The organism is Agrobacterium sp. K11, assembly GCF_059429395.1.
The window spans coordinates 553,380-572,470 of record NZ_JCAHRB010000003.1 but is presented as its reverse complement, the minus strand read 5'-3'; the positions used below and the strand labels follow the sequence as shown (position 1 = coordinate 572,470).

17 protein-coding genes and 1 tRNA gene are annotated in these 19,091 nt (G+C 58.3%); 12 read left to right on the top strand and 6 right to left on the bottom strand.

From position 1 onward, the window contains the following. The first annotated feature begins 18 nt into the window (after positions 1-18). The 4 genes from AC5SEO_RS07965 (at position 19) to AC5SEO_RS07950 (ending at position 5,562) form a co-directional block, all read left to right on the top strand. A complete protein-coding gene (locus AC5SEO_RS07965; protein ID WP_013635412.1) occupies positions 19-1,695 on the top strand; it encodes an ABC transporter permease in 1,677 nt (558 codons plus the stop codon). Between the two features lie 172 nt (positions 1,696-1,867). Then, positions 1,868-4,057, top strand: a complete 2,190-nt coding sequence (locus AC5SEO_RS07960) for a TonB-dependent siderophore receptor (RefSeq protein ID WP_081308906.1) — start codon at positions 1,868-1,870, stop codon at positions 4,055-4,057. Positions 4,058-4,159: 102 nt separating this feature from the next. Then, complete coding sequence (locus AC5SEO_RS07955) at positions 4,160-5,041, top strand: helix-turn-helix transcriptional regulator (RefSeq protein WP_013635414.1); 882 nt, start codon at positions 4,160-4,162, stop codon at positions 5,039-5,041. A gap of 128 nt (positions 5,042-5,169) precedes the next feature. Further along, positions 5,170-5,562 carry a PRC-barrel domain-containing protein gene (locus tag AC5SEO_RS07950; RefSeq protein WP_003514894.1) on the top strand — a complete coding sequence of 131 codons (393 nt, stop codon included), beginning with the start codon at positions 5,170-5,172 and terminating at the stop codon, positions 5,560-5,562. 66 nt (positions 5,563-5,628) lie between these two features. Here AC5SEO_RS07950 and AC5SEO_RS07945 read toward each other — a convergent pair whose 3' ends face one another. The 4 genes from AC5SEO_RS07945 to AC5SEO_RS07930 form a co-directional block, all read right to left on the bottom strand. Further along, positions 5,629-5,871, bottom strand: coding sequence for a DUF982 domain-containing protein (locus AC5SEO_RS07945; RefSeq protein WP_003514896.1), 243 nt, complete (start codon positions 5,869-5,871; stop codon positions 5,629-5,631). A 327-nt stretch (positions 5,872-6,198) separates the two neighbouring features. Continuing rightward, entirely contained in the window at positions 6,199-6,357 is a 159-nt protein-coding gene (locus AC5SEO_RS07940; protein WP_003514897.1) for a YqaE/Pmp3 family membrane protein, read from the bottom strand. Positions 6,358-6,524: 167 nt separating this feature from the next. Continuing rightward, positions 6,525-6,600 (bottom strand) — tRNA-Thr (locus tag AC5SEO_RS07935). Between the two features lie 137 nt (positions 6,601-6,737). Then, positions 6,738-7,700: an NAD(P)H-dependent flavin oxidoreductase gene (locus tag AC5SEO_RS07930; protein ID WP_025592384.1), complete on the bottom strand. Its 963-nt coding sequence runs from the start codon at positions 7,698-7,700 to the stop codon at positions 6,738-6,740. A gap of 255 nt (positions 7,701-7,955) precedes the next feature. Here AC5SEO_RS07930 and AC5SEO_RS07925 point away from each other — a divergent pair, with 255 nt between their 5' ends. Further along, the gene (locus AC5SEO_RS07925) at positions 7,956-9,101 is read left to right on the top strand and encodes a hypothetical protein (protein WP_013635415.1); all 1,146 of its coding nucleotides are present in this window, start codon (positions 7,956-7,958) and stop codon (positions 9,099-9,101) included. A gap of 61 nt (positions 9,102-9,162) precedes the next feature. Here AC5SEO_RS07925 and ppk2 read toward each other — a convergent pair whose 3' ends face one another. Continuing rightward, positions 9,163-10,044, bottom strand: coding sequence for a polyphosphate kinase 2 (ppk2, locus tag AC5SEO_RS07920; RefSeq protein ID WP_003514903.1), 882 nt, complete (start codon positions 10,042-10,044; stop codon positions 9,163-9,165). 240 nt (positions 10,045-10,284) lie between these two features. Here ppk2 and phoR point away from each other — a divergent pair, with 240 nt between their 5' ends. From phoR to phoB, 7 genes are all read left to right on the top strand, one after another. Then, a complete protein-coding gene (gene phoR, locus AC5SEO_RS07915; protein WP_051365513.1) occupies positions 10,285-11,544 on the top strand; it encodes a phosphate regulon sensor histidine kinase PhoR in 1,260 nt (419 codons plus the stop codon). 195 nt (positions 11,545-11,739) lie between these two features. Next, positions 11,740-12,774 carry a substrate-binding domain-containing protein gene (locus AC5SEO_RS07910; RefSeq protein WP_003514907.1) on the top strand — a complete coding sequence of 345 codons (1,035 nt, stop codon included), beginning with the start codon at positions 11,740-11,742 and terminating at the stop codon, positions 12,772-12,774. Between the two features lie 274 nt (positions 12,775-13,048). Continuing rightward, positions 13,049-14,533 carry a phosphate ABC transporter permease subunit PstC gene (gene pstC, locus AC5SEO_RS07905; RefSeq protein WP_003514909.1) on the top strand — a complete coding sequence of 495 codons (1,485 nt, stop codon included), beginning with the start codon at positions 13,049-13,051 and terminating at the stop codon, positions 14,531-14,533. Continuing rightward, positions 14,530-15,852 (top strand): phosphate ABC transporter permease PstA, encoded by a 1,323-nt coding sequence (gene pstA / locus AC5SEO_RS07900; RefSeq protein WP_003514911.1) that lies wholly within the window; start codon positions 14,530-14,532, stop codon positions 15,850-15,852. The genes pstC and pstA overlap by 4 nt, the downstream gene beginning before the upstream one ends. 14 nt (positions 15,853-15,866) lie before the next feature. After that, entirely contained in the window at positions 15,867-16,682 is an 816-nt protein-coding gene (gene pstB / locus AC5SEO_RS07895; protein WP_006310676.1) for a phosphate ABC transporter ATP-binding protein PstB, read from the top strand. 98 nt (positions 16,683-16,780) lie between these two features. Continuing rightward, complete coding sequence (gene phoU, locus AC5SEO_RS07890) at positions 16,781-17,506, top strand: phosphate signaling complex protein PhoU (protein WP_003514921.1); 726 nt, start codon at positions 16,781-16,783, stop codon at positions 17,504-17,506. A 31-nt stretch (positions 17,507-17,537) separates the two neighbouring features. Further along, positions 17,538-18,221, top strand: coding sequence for a phosphate regulon transcriptional regulator PhoB (phoB, locus tag AC5SEO_RS07885; RefSeq protein ID WP_003493692.1), 684 nt, complete (start codon positions 17,538-17,540; stop codon positions 18,219-18,221). Between the two features lie 299 nt (positions 18,222-18,520). Here phoB and AC5SEO_RS07880 read toward each other — a convergent pair whose 3' ends face one another. After that, positions 18,521-19,054: a GcrA family cell cycle regulator gene (locus tag AC5SEO_RS07880; RefSeq protein ID WP_003514924.1), complete on the bottom strand. Its 534-nt coding sequence runs from the start codon at positions 19,052-19,054 to the stop codon at positions 18,521-18,523. Positions 19,055-19,091 lie beyond the last annotated feature (37 nt).

Sequence of the window (19,091 nt, the reverse complement as noted above, 5' to 3'; positions counted from 1 at the left end):
TGTATTTTCAAGAAGCTCATGAATCCAGACGCCGTCCAGCCATTGATGCCCCGCGCAAGACCAAGGTTTTCATCCTCCTTCTGGTGGCTGAGCCTGTCTCTGGCAGCGGTCTGTGGCGCAATGCTGCCGGTTCTGGCACTCGTCTCGCAGGCGGTGCAGGGGTCTGATGGCCTGTGGTCCCATCTTGGTTCGAGCGTGATTTTGACGGCTTTGCCGGATACCGCAGTTCTGATGCTCGGCGTCGGGTTGCTGGCCGGTGTTATCGGCACATTTGCCGCCTGGCTGGTTACGGCCTATGATTTTCCCGGCCGCAAAATACTGGAATGGGCGCTGCTGCTGCCGCTCGCCATGCCCACCTATATCGTCGCTTACGCCTATCTCGATATCCTGCATCCGATCGGGCCGGTGCAGGGGGCGATCCGCTGGCTGCTGGGCTATTCCAGCCCGCGTGAATTCCGCCTGCCGGACATAAGGTCCATGACGGGCTGCATCATCCTGCTCGGTTTCGTGCTGTTTCCCTATGTCTATATTCCTGTGCGCGCCATGTTCCTCACGCAGGCGGGCAACCTGCTTGAAGCAGCACGCACGCTTGGCGTTTCCAGACGCGCGGCTTTCTTCAAGGTTGCGGTGCCTTTGGCACGCCCGGCCGTCGCGGTCGGCATCAGCCTTGCCCTGATGGAAGCGCTGAACGATATCGGCGCATCGGAATTCCTTGGTGTCCGAACACTCACCGTTTCGGTCTATACCACATGGGTCACGAAATCCGACCTGCCAGGTGCGGCGCAGATCGCGCTTTCCATGTTATTCATCGTGGTTGCCCTCGTGGCATTTGAACGATGGGCGCGGCGTAAGCAGCGTTATACCGTGTCGGCGCAGAAAAGCAGGGAACTGGAGCCTGTGCGTCTCACCGGTCTTAAAGCTTGCGGTGCCTTTGCGCTCGGCAGCCTGCCGGTTCTGATCGGCTTCGTGGCGCCGGCAAGCTATCTCGTCACCGAGGCATGGAAGCGTTTCCGGTTCAGCGGACTGTCGTCCCGTTTTGCCGATGAGGCTCTGAATACCATCCTCTTTGCCGGACTGGCGACGGCGATCACCCTCGTCCTCGGCCTTGCGGTCGCTTACGCGATGCGCCTTGCTCCGGGACGCTTCTCGCTCTGGTCCTACCGGCTTTCCACGGTAGGTTACGCGGCCCCCGGCACGGTCATCGCCATAGGTGTGCTGATTGCGCTTGGCGGCTTCGACCGGTTTGTCGACCAGACCATGCGCGACTGGTTCGGCATATCCACCGGCCTCATTTTCATCGGCAGCGGTGCGGCCCTGATTTACGCCTATTCGGCGCGGTTCCTCACCATTGCGGCTGGCGGCGTTGATGCCGGCCTGAGCCGTATCCCGCAATCCTTCGATCACGCCTCGCGAACACTGGGACGATCCGCAACACAGACATTCCGACAGATCCATCTGCCGCTTTCAAAGGCATCGCTGGCCGCCGCCGCCTTGCTGATCTTCGTCGATTGCGTCAAGGAACTTCCCGCCACCCTCCTGTTGCGGCCGCTGAATTTTGAGACTTTCGCAACCCATCTTTACGGTGAGGCAGCGCGTGGCACCTACGAGGAAGCGTCGATTGCGGCACTGGCGATCGTCGTCATCGGCATCCTGCCGGTCATGCAGCTTGCAAGGATCGGGCGGCGCAAGAGCTGACGCCTGCACCATAAATGACAGGCGCAAAACTGTGCGAGAAGCCAATAAGCTTCAAATCTGCCCAGAAAACGACAAGCATCCGGCCTTAATCCTGATGTAAATACTCAGCTTAATTGAGGTGCTGCGGCCTGCCGTATATAAACGTCGGCCGTGATCTGTTTCGGGGCATATCTTGAAAAATTTGCATGAGATGTTTTTGGGCCGCCTGGCTTTGGGAACGGCTGCCATTGTTTTGATGGCGCCATTGGTAGGTCACGCACAGCAGACGACCGTCCTGCGGGAGATCACCGTCGAGGGGCAGGGCGCGGAAAACGCCACTGGTCCGGTCCGGGGGTACGTTGCGAAGAAAAGCGCGACGGGTTCGAAAACTGAGACGGAAACGAAGGACATTCCTCAGTCCGTATCGGTCGTCGGCCGCAAGGAAATGGATGACCGCGGCGTCGTGACCAAGATCGACGAGGTGCTGCGTTACACGCCCGGCGTAACGGCGGAGCCTTTCGGCACCGATCCGGATACGGACTGGTTTTACATTCGCGGTTTCCAGGCAACCCAGACCGGCGTGTTTCTGGATGGGCTGAACCTGTTCAGCTACGGTTTCGGCGGTTTCCAGATGGATGCCTATGGTTTGGAGCGGGTGGAGGTGCTGAAGGGACCGGCTTCGGTGCTCTACGGCGGCGCCAATCCCGGCGGCATCGTGCAGATGGTTCGCAAGCGCCCGCAGGATGAGCCAGTCCGCGAAACGGAAATCGGCATCAACAATTTCGGCAATGCTTTCTTCGGTTTCGATCTCGGCGACAAGGTTGACGGTGAGGGCGTGTGGAAATACCGCGTCACCGGCAAGGTCTCGGGCGGCGATAATTACACCGACTACTCCGAGGATCTGCGCGGCTTCATCATGCCGCAGATCACCTTCGAGCCGGATGCTCAGACCAGTGCCACGCTCTACGGCTATTTCTCGGCGCTGGATCAGGTCCATGTCGGCAATGGCTTCCTGCCCTATGTAGGCACTGTGGTTGACGCACCTTTTGGCAAGCTGGACCGCAAGGCCTTTTATGGCGAGCCTGATATCGACAATGGTCGCGTCTACCAGTCCATGGTGGGTTACGAAGTCAGCCACGAATTCGACAATGGCTGGAAGATCAGCCAGAACGCACGCTACGGCCACCTCTACAAGCATGAAACCGGACCCTATGCGGGCGGCTGGGCCAATACTGACGCCAATGGCCAGCCAATCCTCGATGCCACCACCAATGACTATATGCTGACCCGCTTTGGTTATGACGGCCTGTCGAAGGTCGACAGTTTCGGCGTCGACAACCGCGTCGAAGGCCAGTTCGATACCGGTGCTGTCAGCCATTCGTTGCTCTTCGGTCTCGATTATAAATACTACAAGCTGGATCAGGTGCAGGCGTGCTGCGGATCGAATGCGATCGGTGCGCTCAACCCGGTCTATGGTTCGACGCAGGGAACGAATTTCGTCTACGCCAATAACGTCGTGACGCAGCAGCAGATCGGCATCTATGCACAGGATCAGTTGCGTTTCGGCGATGGCTGGCTGGTAACGCTGAACGGGCGCTACGATTACGTCGATACCGAACTGAACAACAGGCTGCCAGCGGGTGTGTCTCGCCGCTCAAATGACGATGCGCTGAGCGGTCGCGCCGGTCTTGCCTATGAATTCGACAATGGCCTGACGCCCTATGTCTCGGCGGCCACCTTCTTCAATCCGCTCATCGATACACTTGCGGATGGCAGCTCCGCCGTACCCGAGGAAGGACATCAGTTCGAGGCCGGTATCAAATACGAGCCGACCTTCTTCGATGGCAGCATCACCGCCTCTGTCTTCAAGCTTGTTAAGGACAACGCCATCGTTTCCTATACCGCCGGCGGCGTAACGACGAGCGGCCAGTTCGGACAGGTGGAGTCTACCGGCTTTGAGCTGGAGGCGAAGGCCAATCTCACTGACAACTGGAAAACCATTGCCTCCTATTCCTATACCGATCTCGATATCACCAAGGACGCCAATCCTAACCTGATCGGCAAATCTCCGTGGATTGTGCCTGCTCACACCGCGTCGCTTTGGGTGGATTACGCCTTCACCGATGATACGTTTGAAGGTCTCAGTATTGGCGGCGGCGTGCGTTATCAGGGCAAGTCCTGGGCAGATGCGGCAAACACGCTGCGTGTTCCGGATGCTGCGGTCTTCGATGCCGCGATCCGCTACGAGAAGAACGACTGGACGGCATCCGTCAACGTCGCGAATGTCTTCGACAAGGAATACGTCAAGAGTTGCGCCGGCGTCTCGGTTTGCGGCTGGGGTGACAGCCGCACCATCACCTTCAAGCTTTCCAAGAAGTGGTAACGGGTAGCTGGCAGTTGCGGGAAAAATAGTTTGCCCCTATAAACATGAATAATCTTATCATGTTTATAGGGGCGCCTTTGCGCCTTGCGGGATCGAGAGGCCATGGCTTTCCGCGTTCGGATGGAAAATGAGATCGAGGGCTTTGCCGTCATCGGCGGCCCACGCTCGCGGGTGTGGAACGGCATCGTCGCCGATCTCTGGGACGTGCGTTGCGCATCGAAGGCGGGTGGCCGCTATGTCGGCAAGGACCCGCGTTTCGTTTTCCTGCTCGATATGGATGGGACGAATGATGGCCGGTTCATGATGAACCGTAGCCGCCGCGACAATTACGCGTCATCCGAAGCGAACCGCATTTCCTTCGTACCGGCCGACCTGGATATACATGCGGAACTCAGCAATGTTTCCTTCGTGCGCCATCTCGATCTGCACTTCGATGCGGGATTGCTGGGGGCGCGGCTGGTGCAGGGGTTCGATCCGCACGGGTTGCTCGATCCGCACCTGATGTTCGAGGATGAGCGCCTGCTGGTGCTTGCGCGGCTGATCGCCGCCGAATGTGATAATCCAGACCCTTTGCACGATCTATACGGCGAAAGCCTCGTGCTGGCGCTATTGACGGATTTCCTCAAGGTGAAGCGGGAGCCGGTCAAAAAACGCAGCAAGCTGGCCTCCTGGCAGTTGAGGGCGGCGACCGATTACATTCGCGAACATTGCCTGCGGTCGATAAGGCTGGAGGAACTGGCAGAACTCACCAACCTGTCGCAATCCCATTTCAGCCACGCCTTCAAGGCGTCGACAGGCGTACCGCCGCATCAATGGCAGATGCAGGCGCGTATCGATCGGGTCAAGGACCTGATGATGCGAACCGACATGGCGCTGACCGACATCGCCATCGCAGCCGGGTTTTCGGATCAGGCGCATTTTTCCCGCGTCTTCCGTAAAATGGTCGGCGTTTCTCCTTCCGTCTGGCAAAAAATCCGCCAATAGGGCTTTTTCCGCGCCTCCTGATCCGCGTCTTCAGTCCGCAGCGCGCGAAAAGCTTCGGAACGAATTTCTGGTGGAGGGGTTTACCAGGCGTAATACTCACGAGGAAAAAACCAAGGAGGAAAGACGTTATGTTGCATCAAGAACCCCGTGCCGGGCAGGACCCTTACGTCAAGGATACACCGAGCCTGATCGCCAGCGACAAGGTTGAAGGCACGCGCGTCTATGGCGCCGATGGTAAGCATATCGGCTCGATCCAGCGGATCATTCTGGAAAAACGCGGCGGCCGTGTCGCCTATGCGGTTTTGAGCTTTGGTGGCTTTTTCGGAATCGGCGACGACTATTATCCGCTGCCGTGGGAAAAGCTCCATTACGACGAAGAGCTTGATGGCTATCGCATCGATCTTACCAAAGAGCAGATCGAAAATGCGCCTCACTTCGCCAACCTGGACGATGATGACCTGCTGCATGCGCGAGACCGCAAGGTTTACGACTACTACGGCGTCGCACCTTACTGGATGTAGATCGAACGAAATATAGCAAGCATGAAAATGGCCCCTTTCGAGGGGCCATTTATCGTCTGAATATGGTCAGTGCGGATTTTTCTGCATCTCGGAAACCGCATCGGTAAAGCACTTGCGCGCTTCCTCCGGCGATTTGCGTCCATCAAGCGCAGCGCGGCAGGCGCTTCTGGCTCTCACGAAACTCAATCCGCGAATTTTGGGCCAGCCTTCCGTCAATAACATCAGTGCCTCGAACGGGCCGGCGATAACGCTTTTGCCCTTCGCCTCGAGATTAACCTCGACAGGCTCTGTCCATCTCTCGTTCTTCATCGTGCACCTCCCAGAGCAACGCGATCCCGAAATACACCCGACAGCAAAGCAACCCATGAACGCAGCCGTGTGTTACCGCTGATTAGAATAAGCGCAAGCGATCGAATTGACAACGGTGATCAACGAAAGCCGAAAAACGACAGAATCGCCAGAACGATGACGACGAGGCCCACGATGTAGATGATCTGGTTCATGATTTTCTCCTTAGCTGGTGTCATCACCATAACGTGAGGGAGAAGATGAGGTTCCAGTCGGTATTGCGAATTTAATCACGTACTAAAATATTGTGCGCATCTGATGGTTGTCCCGTCATATGCCGCGCAAATTTCATTTGCGCAGGATCACCCAGATCGCGTGAATGATGCCGGGAATGTAACCGCAAAGTGTGAGCAGGATATTCAACCAGAAATGCAGGCCAAGTCCGACCTGGAGAAACACGCCAACCGGCGGAAGAATGATGGCGATGAGAATACGAAGGACATCCACGATGGCAGGCTTTCCATTTGATTGCGACTTGCTGCTCAACGTGCGGAGGCCCGTTTGGTTTCAAAGGTTTTATGATTGCAGCAGCAGCGCCAAATGACGATTTCCGCCAGTGGACAACGCCGCGCCAAAGGCAACTAAGTGTCGGAAATGAATTTTTTAGGAAGAAATGGTGCCGCTTACGTGACTCGAACACGTGACCCCGTCATTACGAATGACGTGCTCTACCAACTGAGCTAAAGCGGCCCGATTGTGACCCGTTTGTTACGGATCAGCTTCATGGCGGGCTGATACAGGCAATGCTGACGGATTTCAAGCCTTGAATGCGCGGGTTTCGAAAAATCCGAAAAAAAGCTTTGCCTGCCCGTTGTTTATAGGTGGCCTCAGCCTCTCGCGCAGATGCGCTGTCTGGCTGCCTCATACTCGCGTACCAGCCGATCGACGAGGTCAGCCACCGGCTCCACCACCTTGACCGCGCCGATGCCTTGTCCGGCGCCCCAGATATCCTTCCAGGCCTTTGCGCCGCCGGTGGCGGTTTCGAAGTCCATCTTGGAAGGGTCTGCTTCCGGCAGGTTGTCGGGGTCCATGCCTGAGGCGACGATCGAGCTTTTCAGGTAGTTGCCGTGTACGCCCGTGAAATAGTTCGAATAAACGATGTCCTTGGCCTGTGCCTCCACGATCGCCTGCTTGTAAGCGTCGGAGGCCCTGGCTTCCTGCGTCGCGATGAAGGGGGAGCCTATATAGGCCATATCCGCGCCCATGGCCTGCGCCGCAAGGATGGAGCCGCCATTGGCGATGGCGCCAGCCAGCAGCAGGGGACCATCGAACCATTCGCGGATTTCCTGAACCAGGGCGAAGGGTGAAAGCGTGCCCGCATGTCCGCCGGCACCCGTTGCCACTGCAATCAGCCCGTCCGCGCCCTTGCGGATGGCGGAGCGGGCGTGGCGATCGTTGATGACATCATGCAGCACGATACCGCCATAGGAATGCACGGCCGCATTGACTTCCGGTACTGCACCGAGCGAGGAAATCACCACCGGCACCTTGTATTTGACGCAGAGGCCGAGATCGTGTTCCAGCCGCCGGTTGGACATATGTACGATCTGGTTGACGGCGAAAGGAGCGGCCGGGCGCTCGGGGTTGGCCCTGTTGTGGGCGGCCAGATCCTCGGTGATCATTGCCAGCCATTCGTCCAGCTGGCTTTCGGGCCGCGCATTCAGCGCCGGGAAAGCGCCGATGACACCCGCCTTGCATTGCGCCAGCGTCAATTGCGGATGCGAAATAATGAATAGCGGTGACGCTATGACCGGAAGACGCAGATTGTCTTTCAGCACGGACGGCAGCATGTCTCCTCCCACGGATTACGTTTACGCGCACGTAAGTCAATATCGTGTTCGGCGGCGGATTGAAAGCGAAAACAGCGTCGCACTGGCCCGGCAGACCTGCGCTCGCAGCGCCACAATGGATCGATTTTCCCCAAGGCAATCCGGTCTTTATCGCAAACGATGCTTGCGGAGGCGCGGCATAGCCGTTACCGAATCGTAAACCAATGGCGCACTGCCACATATTTTTTGCGAAGAGCAGTAGAATAAGGATCGGTCGTGAGCGGACTGGAAACGGCAATCAGAAATGCTCTGGAAAAATCGGACAGATCGAACGCCGAAGTTCGTGCACGAATTTACCAATCGTCCCGTCAGGCACTGGAAGCGGGCCTGCGCAAGCAGGGCATAGACGACCCGCAGATTGTGGGCCAGCAGCGCCAGCGGCTCGAAAGCCTGATCCATGTTATAGAGAATGAAGAGCGGAATCGTCTTCTGGACAGGGTGGAGCAGCAGTTGCGGCCGCCTGCGCCGGAAAGTGCGGCGCATGACGGCCCCTCGGTCGATCCCGTCTCACAATCGCAGCATCACGGCGATATGGCCGTCGAGCCGGAATTGCGTGGCGAAACGCGCGACGTGCGGCCGGGCGCCGCTGCCGCTCCGGAACCTCTGAGTGCTGGACGTCGTAATGGAAAACCGCCAAGAAGAGGCTCCAGCGCAGGTGACGCCTCGCTCGCGTTTCGTCCGGAAGGTGCCGTTGGCCGCCGCAAGCGTCGCGGACTTTTCGCCCGGCTTTTCATGCTCGTGACACTGCTTGCCTTTGTTGGTTTCGGCGCCTGGTGGGTCTATTCCTCCGGCCTGCTGCTCACGCCGGAGCAGCGCGATACCAGCGTGCCCAATCCGCCGGCACAAGTCCAGGCGGAGGACTTCAACGGTACTGAGCCCGCGCCGAGCCTTTCCGCCGGCCGCGGTTTTTCCGACGACTGGGTGGAAGTATTTAATGCGGAGCGCGGCAGTTCCGGAGTTTCGGCAGGCCCCCGCGCCAATGTCGAGAACATCGCCACACCCGCCGGCAAGGCGATACGGGTGACGTCGAGAAGCGTCTCTCAGGACGGCGCAATCAGCGTCGAGGTTCCGGTGGAAGTGATGCGCGACATGGCGGGTAAATCCTCGACCATCTCGATCACGCTGCAATCCTCCAGCGATCGGCAAACGCAGGTTTCCGTAGCATGCGATTTCGCCACGTTGGGCGATTGCTCCCGTCACCGTTTCACGGCCACGGCCGAGCGTGCGGATATGCTGCTGAACACGACGTTCGAGCGTTCGCTTGCCCCGAATGCGCCCGGCAAGATCTTCATCAACAGCGATATCGATGGCAATGCCCGCCCGGTGAACCTGTACTCCGTGCGCATTTTGCCGGGTCAGTAAGAATCCAGCAAGAAGAGGGAACAAGCGCCGCAGCCGGGGCGCTTGTTGACGTCTCCCAGTCCTATTTCAGAAAACCCGGTCCTGATCCCAGGATCTTGTCGTCGATTTCGCCAATCGCCTTTTTGTCCTTGCCGTCGTAGTCAAGCGTATTGAGGATGTGGCGAATGAGGTTCACCCTCGCACGGCGTTTGTCGTTGGCGCGCACCACCGTCCACGGGGCGACATCGGTGTGGGTCTTTTCCAGCATCTCGTCGCGCTTTTGTGTGTAGTCGTCCCACTTCGTCAGCGCGGCGATATCCATGTCGGAAAGCTTCCAGCATTTCAGCGGGCTGTGGCGACGGTCATGGAAGCGCTCGATCTGCGTTTCGCGGCCGATATCAAGCCAGAACTTGAACAGATGAACACCCTCATGGACCAGCATCTTTTCGAGACGTGGTGTTTCCTTGAGAAAGCGCTTGTGCTCTTCCGGGGTGCAGAAGCCCATGACAGGCTCCACCCCGGCGCGGTTATACCAGGAACGGTCGAAGAGGACGAATTCTCCAGCCGTCGGGAAATGCGAGATATAGCGCTGGAAATACCATTGGCCACGCTCGGTCTCGGTTGGTTTGGTCAGCGCCACGACACGGGCATAGCGGGGGTTGAGGTAAGCGTGGGCCGCAAAGATCGCGCCGCCCTTTCCGGCAGCATCGCGTCCTTCGAAGACTGCCATCACCCGTTTGCCGGTGGCCTGCAGCCAGAACTGCACCTTGACCAGCTCCACCTGCAGCGCCTCGAGGGTGGCGTCGTATTCCTCCCGCTTCATCTTTTTGTCGTAAGGAAAATCTCCGGCGGAAAGCTTTTTCTCCTCCACCCAGTCGGGAAGAACCGGATCGTCGATGTCGAAGCTGCGCAGCTTGCCGCCAATGGTGATCTCCACCGATCGCTTCTTCGTTTCTTCGCCCATGCTTTCCTCCTGATGTTGTTGTGTAAAGGCAACTCGCTGCCAATGAGTTCATATCCACCCGCATAATTCAAGTGAAAGAGGATTGGTTAGCCGGAGTGCTATCGCAGTGACGATTGCGGCGCAGATTTTGCGCATATACGCTGTGGAAAATACGCGATGATGAATCTCTGTCATGAAGCTGGCCTATGAGACTCCGATGCGCTGTCAGGTGAAAGTGGAAAGTGTGCTGAAATGGCAGTCATGAAAGGCGAGAGTGGATTGAAGCTTTTTGCGAAAAAGCTTGGCCGAAACTGGTTGCCTGTTCTCGTCGTCAGCATGCTTGCCGTCGCTGCCGTTTCTGAGTTGCAAACGCCCTATATGCCCGCCGTCCTGTGGCTCTGCGCCGTCATCGCTATTTTGACCGCTCGGCAAAAGCCGGAGGAGCCGGCTAAGGATGAAACCGCAGCTGCTGAGGCGGAAGAACCTGATGTGCCCGGCGAAAACGTCATTTCCGGGGTGAGGGCGGGTCTGGCCGTTCTGGATACGCCGGTCTTCATCCTCGATAAAAACGCAGGCGTGCTTTATCAGAACGGCGCGGCGGAACGCGCCTTTGGCCAGCTTCCGGCCGGCGCACATATTTCCGCCCGGCTGCGTTCGCCGGGCTTGCTGGATGTCATTCGCGAAACCATCACCACCGGCCAGCCCAACCAGGTCGAGCATTCCGAGCGTTTTCCCTCAGAGCGGGTCTTCATCGTCCGCATTGCCCGGGCGGATGCGGGAGAGGCAGCGGGTCCACCGTTCTACATTCTGTCGTTCCGCGATGTTTCGGAGCTTCGCCGCATCGACCGCATGCGCAGCGACTTCGTCGCCAATGCAAGCCATGAATTGCGCACCCCGCTCGCCTCGCTGCGCGGTTTCATCGAAACCATGCAGGGGCCGGCCCGCAACGACCCCAAAGCGCAGGAACGTTTCCTCGCCATCATGCTGGATCAGGCCACACGCATGAGCAGGCTGGTGGATGACCTCATGTCGCTTTCAAGGCTGGAATTGCGGGCGAATATTGCGCCGGACCAGAAGGTCGATCTCGTCCCAGTCATCGGCCATGTCCGGGATGCGCTGCTGCCGCTCGCCAACGAGCTGGATGTGGTTATTACGCTGCATCTGCCCGACCGGCCGGCAGAAGTGCAGGGCGACCGCGACGAGCTGGTGCAAGTGTTTCAGAACCTCGTTGAAAATGCTTGTAAATATGGCCAGGAAGGCAAGGTCGTGGATGTCTGGCTGCGTGCCGATCCCGGTAAGCCGGTGGAGGTGAGCGTCATTGACAAGGGGCCGGGCATTCCTGCTGAACATGTGCCGCGTCTGACGGAACGGTTTTACCGCGTCAGTGTCGCTGACAGTCGCTCCAAAAAAGGGACCGGCCTCGGGCTTGCCATCGTCAAGCACATCCTCACCCGCCACCGCGCCCGCCTCATCATTAAATCGGAACTGGGCAATGGCACGGACTTTACCGTCAGATTCTGACATAGAGTACGTTACAGTCTTCAGCTTCGAAAAATTTTATAAATAAAATCAATAATTTAGGCTGTCACAAATCTTTCACCGAAGTGACATAAAAGGAAGTGGTTACGGTGGTTAAGAAGAGACCGCCGAGCGCATGCTAAGAGCGTCTGCCGCTATCGGCTGCGTCCACAAACAAGCCCACGACGGGAGAGACAAATGAACTTCGTTAAATTTTCCGCAGCAGCTCTGGTGGCTTCTGTCGCCTTCGCTGGCGCCGCCGCTGCTCGCGACCAGATCCAGGTTGCTGGTTCCTCCACGGTTCTGCCCTATGCCAAGATCGTTGCCGAAACTTTTGCTGAGACTTTCCCGAACTTCAAGGCTCCGGTTGTTGAGTCTGGCGGCACGGGCGGCGGTCTGAAGGCGTTCTGCTCCGGCGTCGGCGAAGGCACCATCGACATTGCAAACGCTTCGCGCCCGATCAAGAGCGACGAACTTGCCGCTTGTAAGGCCGCTGGCGTTGCCGACGTTCAGGAAGTGAAGATCGGCTACGACGGCATCGTCTTCGCAATGGACTCTTCCAACAAGGACATCAAGCTCGAGCCGAAGGATCTGTACCTCGCGCTCGCCGCTGAAATCGTCAAGGACGGCAAGCTCGTTGCCAACCCTTACAAGAAGTGGTCGGAAATCAACAAGGAACTGCCTGATGTAGCGATCGCCGCTTACATTCCGGGTTCCAAGCACGGCACACGCGAAGTCTTCGAAGAGAAGATCATGGCTGACGGCTGCAAGGAAGCCAAGGCGACCGACGCCATCAAGGCGCTGATCACCGACGCCAAGCAGGCTGCTGCCAAGTGCGTTGCAGTTCGCAAAGACGGCGCTGCAGTCGACATCGACGGCGACTACACCGAGACGCTTGCCCGCATCGACGCCAACAAGACCGGCCTCGGCGTTTTCGGCCTGGCATTTTACGAGAACAACGCTGACCGCCTGAAAGTTGCGACCGTCAGCGGCGTTGTTCCGTCCACGGAAACCGTTGCCAGCGGCAAGTACCCGGTTTCGCGCCCGCTGTTCTTCTACGTGAAGAAGGCTCACCTGGGCGTTATCCCGGGCCTCAAGGAATATGTCGAGTTCTTCGTTTCTGACGAAATGATCGGCCCCGACTCCCCGCTCGCAAACTACGGCCTCGTTGCTGCTCCGGAAAAAGAACGCGAAGAAATTCGCTCCAAGTTCGCTGCCGGCGCTTCGATGTAATAAACAAGGAGGGGTGCGGCCTGCCGCACCCCTCTCTCCGCTCCAGTACCGTTGTGCTTAAGGCGGCTGTCTCCGGTTGACAGTTCCCATCCATCGCCGTCCACATAATTGTTGATGGATTACAGATGGATAGGATGTATCAACCTTGACGCTTGCCAGACTTTGTTACAGTCAGGCGGCAAGCATCTCTGGATGGTCCAGCGGTCTCGTTTTGATGACTTTTTGATTTGCCCGATATCGCACCGTGCTCTTGAGGCACGACGAGGGAACTCTAATGAACACATCGATCCTTTTGCTGATACTGGTGTTGATCGGCATCGGCAGTTATCTGCTCGGCAGCCGCCGCGCCGTTGCTTTGTCTGGTGGGCGTCCCTCCAGCATGCATTCCCGTGCCGGTTATCACGGTTCCTACGCTGTCGTCTGGGCGGTGCTGCCCGCAGCGCTCATTCTCTGTATCTGGCTTGTTATCAGCCCGCTGATCGTTACCTCTGCGGTGCGTGGCGAATTTCCCGAAGATGTGCGCTCCCAATCCGAAGCGCAGCAGAGCCTCACCTACGGCATGGTAACGTCCATCGCCCGCGGTCTTCAGCGTCTGACGCCGGAAGAAACCGCAAAGGTTGATGCGGATACGGCTGCGGTAAGATCGCTTCTGGCATCGAAGGGCGTGGCAATTGCCGGCGAACCCCAGCGTTTCATGGTCGATGCCGCCCAGACGCTGAATGCGATGACCTCCACCAGCCGCCTGGGCATGATCGCCACCGTGCTGCTGGCCGCATTCGCCGGTGCCGCTTATGCACTGCGTTCAATCGCGCCGCGTTTTCGGGCGCGCAACAGGGTGGAGCGGGTCATTCTCGCGGCTCTGGTCGTCGCGTCGTCCATCGCCATCCTGACGACCATCGGCATCGTCCTTTCGATGCTTTCAGAAGCGATCCAGTTCTTCACCATGGTTCCGGCGCACCAGTTCTTCTTCGGAACGGTATGGGATCCGCGTTTTGCCGCTGCCGGTGCGACTGACTCTTCCGGCCAGTTCGGCCTGATCCCGCTGCTCGCCGGCACGCTCTATATTGGTTTCGTCGCCATGCTGGTCGCCGTTCCGGTCGGGCTGTTTTCGGCGATCTATATGTCGGAATATGCGACGCCGCGCCTTCGCTCGATTGTAAAGCCGCTGCTCGAGGTGCTCGCGGGCATCCCGACAATCGTCTACGGCTTCTTCGCGCTGACGACCGTTGGTCCTTTCCTGCGAGACATTTCCACGCAGATCAGCGGTCTTGCGACAGGCAACTACGCCAACTTCATCCAGGCGCAGAGCGTCATCACCGCCGGCTTCGTCATGGGCATCATGCTGATCCCTTATGTTTCGTCGCTGTCTGACGACATCATCACCGCCGTGCCGCGTTCGCTGCGCGATGGCTCTCTCGGTCTCGGCGCCACGCGCTCTGAAACCATCAAGAAGGTCATCCTTCCCGCCGCTCTTCCCGGCATCGTCGGCGCCGTGCTGATGACGGCGTCGCGTGCGATCGGCGAGACCATGATCGTGGTTCTTGCGGCTGGTGTCGCTGCCCGCCTGCAGCTCAACCCCTTCGAACCCATGACAACAGTGACGGTCAAGATTGTCAGCCAGCTGACGGGTGACCTTGAGTTTACCTCGCCGCAAACGCTGGTGGCCTTCGCGCTGGGCATAACTCTTTTTGCAATCACGCTTTGCCTGAATATCTACGCGCTTTACATCGTGCGCAAATACCGGGAGCAATATGAATGACCGACATCGTTTCTCCGGCGGCCGGTGCTGCCGCCGTGAACAAGGCCACGCGCCGTGATATCGGCATCAAGCGTCGCTATGCAGCTGAACGCCGCTTCCGCGCCTATGGATTGGCAGCAATCTCGTTCGGCCTCATATTCCTCTTTCTGCTGCTCTGGTCGGTCGTATCCAAGGGTCACACCGCCTTCCAGCAGACGATGATCACCGTTCCGGTCGAGTTTTCCGAACTGATCATCGATCCAAAGAACGAGCGCGCAACCAATCCGGCAAAGCTGATGACGGCCAACTACCCCGTCCTCGCCCGTGATGCAGTGGCCAAGGTTCTCGGCGTCGCGCCGACGGATAAGGCCGGTCTTCGCGCCGTCAACGTCATGATCTCCGACAGCGTACGCACCCAGTTGCGTGATATCGTCGTCGCCGATCCGTCCGTCATCGGCACCACGCGCAGCGTCACGCTTCTGGCGTCGGGTGATGTCGACAGCGCCTTCAAGGGCCAGGTCGACATGTCGGGGGATGAAGCAAACCGCCGTATCTCGAACCAGCAGCTCGGCTGGATGAACCAGCTCGTGGAAAGCGGACAGCTTGGCAAGCATTTCAATACCGGCATCTTCGTCAACGGCGCTTCGAGCCGTCCGGAAGCCGCGGGTGTTGGTGTTGCGCTGATCGGCTCGTTCTACATGATGCTGATCGTGCTAGTGCTGTCGCTGCCGATCGGTGTTGCGGCCTCCATCTATCTGGAGGAATTTGCCCCCAAGAACCGTTTGACGGACCTTATCGAGGTCAACATCAACAATCTGGCGGCTGTTCCCTCCATTGTTTACGGTCTGCTCGGTCTCTCCGTCTTCATCAACTTCATGGGCTTTCCACGCTCGGCCTCGCTGGTCGGCGGCCTCGTCCTGACGCTGATGACCCTGCCGACAATCATCATCGCCACCCGCGCTGCATTGAAGGCCGTGCCGCCGTCGATCCGCGCCGCCGCACTCGGTCTTGGCGCTTCCAAGATGCAGACGATTTTCCATCACGTCCTGCCGCTGGCAATGCCTGGCATTCTGACCGGCACCATCATCGGTCTCGCCCACGCACTGGGCGAGACGGCGCCGCTGCTTCTGATCGGCATGGTGGCATTCGTCGCGAACTATCCGACAACGCCTATGGATCCGTCCACGGCCCTGCCGGTGCAGATTTACATGTGGGCGAACGAAGCTGAGCGTGCCTTTGTCGAACGGACATCTGGCGCTATCATCATCCTGCTTCTGTTCCTCATTCTCATGAATGTTGGCGCAATCCTGTTGCGTCGCCGCTTTGAGCGGCGCTGGTAGAGGGAGCTAGAGCAATGAACATGTTGTCGGAAGCAGCAGTTGAAAAGGCGCTGGACAAGAAAATGAATGAAGTCTCATACAAGATGATCGGCAAGGATGTTTCGGTTTTTTACGGCGAAAAGCGCGCGCTTTACGACGTGAACCTCAATGTCCGCGAAAACACGGTGACTGCACTTATCGGCCCGTCCGGTTGCGGTAAATCCACTTTCCTGCGCACCTTGAACCGCATGAACGACACGATCGACGGTTGCCGGGTCACCGGCAAGATCACGCTCGATACCGACGATATCTACGATCAGCAGATCGACGTCGTGGAACTGCGTGCCCGCGTCGGCATGGTGTTCCAGAAGCCGAACCCGTTTCCGAAGACGATTTATGAGAACATCGCCTACGGCCCGCGTATCCACGGTCTCGCCCGCAACAAGGCGGATATGGACCAGATCGTCGAGCATAGCCTGCAGAAAGCGGGTCTCTGGAACGAGGTGAAGGATCGTTTGCTGGAATCCGGCACGGGTCTCTCCGGTGGCCAGCAGCAGCGTCTGTGCATCGCACGCGCGGTTGCCGTTAGCCCGGAAGTGATCCTGATGGACGAGCCGTGCTCGGCGTTGGATCCGATCGCGACTGCGAAGGTCGAGGAACTCATCCACGAACTGCGCACCAACTACACCATCGTCATCGTCACGCACTCCATGCAGCAGGCGGCGCGCGTTTCCCAGCGTACGGCCATGTTCCATCTTGGTCATCTTGTCGAAGAAAACGAAACCGACAAGATGTTCACCAATCCGGACGACCAGCGCACGCAGGACTACATCATGGGCCGCTTCGGCTGATCCCCGGCCGGTGCTTTATCGTAACCGTACAAGACTGGTGCCTCTGCCGTGCCCCGCTGTTGGGCACGCGCATGCAGGCCAAGCCGGAGGAATAGACCATGACACAGACAACGACCCATTCGCATATCCTGTCTGCCTATGACGACGAACTGAAGTTTCTGACGCGCCGCATCGCCGAAATGGGCGGTCTTGCCGAGCAGATGTGCGGTGACGCCGTGCGCGCACTCGTCAATTCTGATGCTGCGCTCGCGCAGAAAGTCATTTCGGACGATACCATTCTCGACCATGCTGAGCGCGAAATCGGCGACAAGGCGATTGTAACCATCGCCAAGCGTCAGCCGATGGCGGCAGACCTTCGCGAGATCATCGGCACCCTGCGTATCGCCGCCGATCTCGAACGCGTCGGCGATCTTGGCAAGAACACGGCCAAGCGCGTTATCGCTGTCGCCGGCACCGGCGTTCCGCGCAAGCTCGCCCGCGGCATCGAGCATCTGTCCGACCTGGCGCTGGTGCAGCTCAAGGAAGTCCTCGACGTCTATTCCACGCGTTCCGCCGAAAAGGCCAATGCGATCCGTGAACGCGACGAGGAAATCGATGCCATGTACACGTCGCTCTTCCGGGAGCTTCTGACCTACATGATGGAAGACCCGCGCAACATCACCACCTGCACGCATCTTCTGTTCTGCGCCAAGAACATCGAGCGTATCGGCGATCATGCGACGAATATCGCAGAGACGATCTATTACATGACCACTGGCAGCCAGCCGGAGGGCGAGCGTCCGAAGGACGACAGTTCCAACACGCTTGGTTCGGTGACCGAGTAACAGACAAGCAGAAGCTTGCGGAGTTCAGCATATGGTGCCCAAGATTGCAGTTGTGGAAGACGAGGAAGCGCTGAGCGTCCTGCTTCGTTACAATCTCGAGGCTGAGGGATACGACGTCGACACGATACCCCGTGGCGATGAGGCGGAAATCAGGCTGCAGGAGCGCATTCCGGATCTTCTCATCCTGGACTGGATGTTGCCCGGTGTCTCCGGTATCGAACTGTGCCGGCGCTTGAGAATGCGGCCGGAAACAGAACGCCTGCCCATCATCATGCTGACGGCGCGTGGCGAAGAGAGCGAACGGGTTCGCGGTCTCGCTACCGGCGCTGACGATTATGTCGTCAAGCCGTTCTCGACGCCGGAACTCATGGCCCGGGTCAAGGCCATGTTGCGCCGGGCCCGTCCGGAGGTTCTGTCGTCGGTGCTCAAATGCGGCGATATCGAACTGGACCGCGAGACCCATCGCGTTCACCGCAAAAGCCGCGAAGTGCGCCTCGGCCCGACGGAATTCCGCTTGCTGGAATTCCTGATGACGTCGCCGGGTCGGGTGTTTTCCCGCTCGCAATTGCTGGATGGCGTCTGGGGTCATGATATCTATGTCGACGAGCGTACTGTCGATGTGCATGTCGGACGTCTGCGCAAGGCCCTGAATTTCTCGCACATGCAGGATGTCATCCGCACGGTGCGTGGTGCGGGATATTCGATGGAAGCCTGAGCGATGCGGAACCAGATAGTTTCGCTGGCGAAGTAGTGCACCAAAAAATCAGGAAGCCCGAAATCTGAAACGATTTCGGGCTTTTTCAATATGAATATCCGCCAAACTCGATGCCATTGTCCGTTTTGACCGGAGGAGATCGGCGGCGCGTTGAAATCCGGATTGAAGGGTCACGCCCGATAGTAAGGGGAAAGGGTGAGGCCTGCCATCAAGCCGCCCAGAAAGCGGCTTTATTTTTGTCATAAAAAAACGGGCCCGAAGGCCCGTAATTTTTGAGTGCTGAATGCGTGCCGCAACACTCAAGCCTTGCGGCGCTCGCTCACCGGCTGGTAGGCGAGTTTCGCATGGAACTTGCAATAGGGCGAAGATTCCAGCGCTTCACAACCGCAGAAATGGAAGTCGTCCTTCAGCGGATCGCCAACCGGCCATTTGCAGGTGCGCTCGGTCAGTTCCGTCAGCGTCAGGCGACGGGAAATCGGCGTGACAACGTTCTTGGAAGGAACGTAATCGAGAACCTGCGCGGTCTCGATATCGATCTCCTCGTGCAGCGCCGTTGCCGCGTTCGAACGGGTGAGGATGCGTGCCGGTGCCGCGTTGACGCGACCTGCGAAAGTCGTCGCACGCGGGGCAGGGGCAGCGGTGCGCTTCGGCGCGGAGCGTGCCGAAGTCACTGGACCGCCAGCCTTGACGCGTCCCGGCAGATTGAGACGATGGACCTTGCCGATCACGGCATTACGGCTGACGCCGCCCAGCTGCGCTGCAATCTGGCTGGCGCTAAGGCCCTCGGACCACAATTTCTTGAGCTTTTCGACTCGTTCGTCTGTCCAGTTCATGCCGCTTCTCCGCTTGTCGCGTGTATTTTCGGCAGAA